Raw genomic sequence first — 2595 nt, forward strand, 5'->3', positions numbered from 1 at the left:
TTTTTTGGCGGGGTTTGCTGTTCCGACCCCTTTATTGCCTGCCTTGCTCTTAAAAGTTGCGCTGCGGGACTATTGCCTAATGAAGCACTATTTTCTTTTGGTGAAGAAGATGGGTGAGCCATTTGAGACGAATGCGTCTGCACCGTTTGTGGAGCATAATGTTCAGACATTCTATTTGTAGGCAATGATGCTGAAGGTAACGTTTGTGCTAATGGCGCAGAAGGTATTTCATCAATCACTGTTTTAGGATGAAAAGCAAGCGCACGTAGTAGCGTCATTTCAACCCCCATGCGTCTATCTGGCGCATAAGCCAGTTCTTTTCGCCCAACTAATAAGGTTTGATAATAGAGCTGTAGATCTTGTGGAGAAACCGATTTAGCCAATAAACGTAAACGTTCTTGAGTAAATTGCTCTTGAGGATTTTCTTCACTAGGTAATAACTGCAACATCGCAATTTGATGCAATAATGAGAGTGTTTCAACCAAGAAATTTTCCCAGTCAGTACCTCTTGAAGCAACTTCATTAACCAGCGACATGACCTGCTGACCATCTGCTTTTACCAGCGCTTCAATCAATGCTAAAGGTTGAGCGTCATCAATAGTACCCAGCATTTGGCTAACCACTTCCGCGCTGACAACACCTTCGCCACTTGCAATAGCTTGGTCAGTTAAGCTTAACGCATCTCGCATACTGCCATCAGCGGCACGAGCAATAAGTTGACGTGCTCGCACATCATTTTCAATATGCTCTGCTGAAAGCACTTTTTCGAGTTGTGTCGCAATTTGGTCAATATCTAAGGCTCGCAAATGAAATTGCAGGCAACGCGATAATATTGTGACAGGTAATTTTTGTGGATCTGTCGTCGCTAATAAAAATTTAACGTGTTCTGGCGGCTCTTCTAATGTTTTTAGTAACGCATTAAAACTGTGACGAGAAAGCATGTGAACTTCGTCAATCAAGTAGACCTTAAAGCGTCCACGTGCTGGCGCGTACTGGACATTATCCAAAAGTTCACGGGTATCTTCTACCTTAGTTCGAGATGCCGCATCGATTTCAATTAAATCAACGAAACGCCCTTGTTCTATTTCAAGGCAATTTGCACATTGACCACAAGGTTTACTCGTAATGCCTGTTTCACAATTAAGCCCTTTAGCAAATAATCGGGCAATAGTGGTTTTTCCGACACCTCTTGTGCCAGAAAAAAGATAGGCATGATGAAGTCGCTGATGATCAAGACCATTAGCTAAAGCAGTCAACACATGACGTTGACCAACAACATCGTTAAAAGTTTGTGGGCGCCACTTACGGGCAAGTACCTGATAGCTCATTGATTCCGCTAAATTTGAACGAGATTTGTCTCTATGCTAACACAGGGGCGACCTATTGAGCGAGATCTGTAAGAAACAAATGAGATATTGATGAAAGAACCAGCAGAAATTTTAGATAAAGTAAGAAGTCACAATTGTGCGGGCAATATACATTTATAAAAATAGAAAAAACTTATAAAAGATATATAAACACCCGCACTCTTACTTGTGTTTAAGATAAGAACTTAATTCGCCCATCTCTAAACAGTGAAGATATTAATGTCCTGGAAAATTAACCAATGTAAAGCTGTGAATACCTTGTTTTTCTAAGCGTTCGATACCGCCTAAATCAGGTAAGCAGATAATGAATGCAGCTTCTGTCACAGTCCCACCTAAACGGCGGATAAGACGAGCAGTTGCTTCAATGGTGCCACCTGTTGCCAGTAAATCATCAACCATTAATACTTTGTCTTGATCCGTAATGCTATCTTTGTGGATCTCTAAAGTATCTGTGCCATATTCCAGATCATAAGTTTCACTGAGCGTTTCGCGAGGCAATTTACCTTTTTTACGAACAGGAACAAAACCAACCCCTAGGCGTAAAGCGACAGGAGCACCAAATAGGAAGCCGCGCGCTTCGGTACCCACAACTTTAGTGATACCCTGACCTTGGTAATGTTCTACCAATAAATCAATGGTTGCCTGATATGCGGCAGGATTATCCAATAATGTAGTAATATCACGGAATAATATCCCTTCTTTTGGATAATCTGGAATGGTTTCAATACTGTCTTTAATAAATTGCAGTTGTTGCGCGTTAGCAGTCATAATCAGTGCCATAATAAAAAACGAAACGATAGAATCTATGCAATATGCCGTTAAAATGCAACAGAAAGCCAATTAACAACTCTTTTTTGTTGCTTTAAGTCAATTCATGTTTTTATTAAAACAGGGACAAGAAACCGATGAATAAACCCGATCCTTTAAGCTTGTTTAAAAAACAGATAGACAATCTAGCCGAAACAGTGGCACCTATTGCAAACAAAAAAAATTGCAGCACCTTGCTTCGACACAGCACTATTCCACCGCCGAAGTGATTCTCTTGGCGGCTATATGCAACAGATCCGCGATAATTTTACTCAGTTAATCGCTTGTGTTGAGGCACAACGAAGCCAGCAGGTTAAATTTCTGGCCACACAAATCCTACAACAAATTGAAGCATTAACTCGTGAATTATCGACACAAACACTAAGAAAGCAAGAGAACCAGCTTACTCAACGAAAAAAAA

At 40.7% G+C, this 2595-nt stretch carries 3 protein-coding genes; 1 reads left to right on the plus strand and 2 read right to left on the minus strand.

Annotated features, from left to right (window positions below; genetic code table 11):
• The coding region (gene dnaX, locus BHE89_RS14325) for a DNA polymerase III subunit gamma/tau (RefSeq protein WP_128860573.1) at positions 1 to 1328 on the minus strand (1328 nt) is incomplete at its 3' end.
• A gap of 255 nt (positions 1329 to 1583) precedes the next feature.
• Positions 1584 to 2135 carry an adenine phosphoribosyltransferase gene (apt, locus tag BHE89_RS14330; RefSeq protein WP_069368732.1) on the minus strand — a complete coding sequence of 184 codons (552 nt, stop codon included), beginning with the start codon at positions 2133 to 2135 and terminating at the stop codon, positions 1584 to 1586.
• 207 nt (positions 2136 to 2342) lie between these two features.
• On the opposite strand from apt, the gene priC reads away from it, so the two are divergent.
• Positions 2343 to 2595, plus strand: a 253-nt coding sequence (gene priC / locus BHE89_RS14335) for a primosomal replication protein PriC (protein WP_286146167.1), incomplete at its 3' end; no start/stop codon positions are given.

This window comes from Shigella sp. FC1967, assembly GCF_001743005.1.
In the GTDB taxonomy this organism is placed as follows: domain Bacteria; phylum Pseudomonadota; class Gammaproteobacteria; order Enterobacterales; family Enterobacteriaceae; genus Proteus.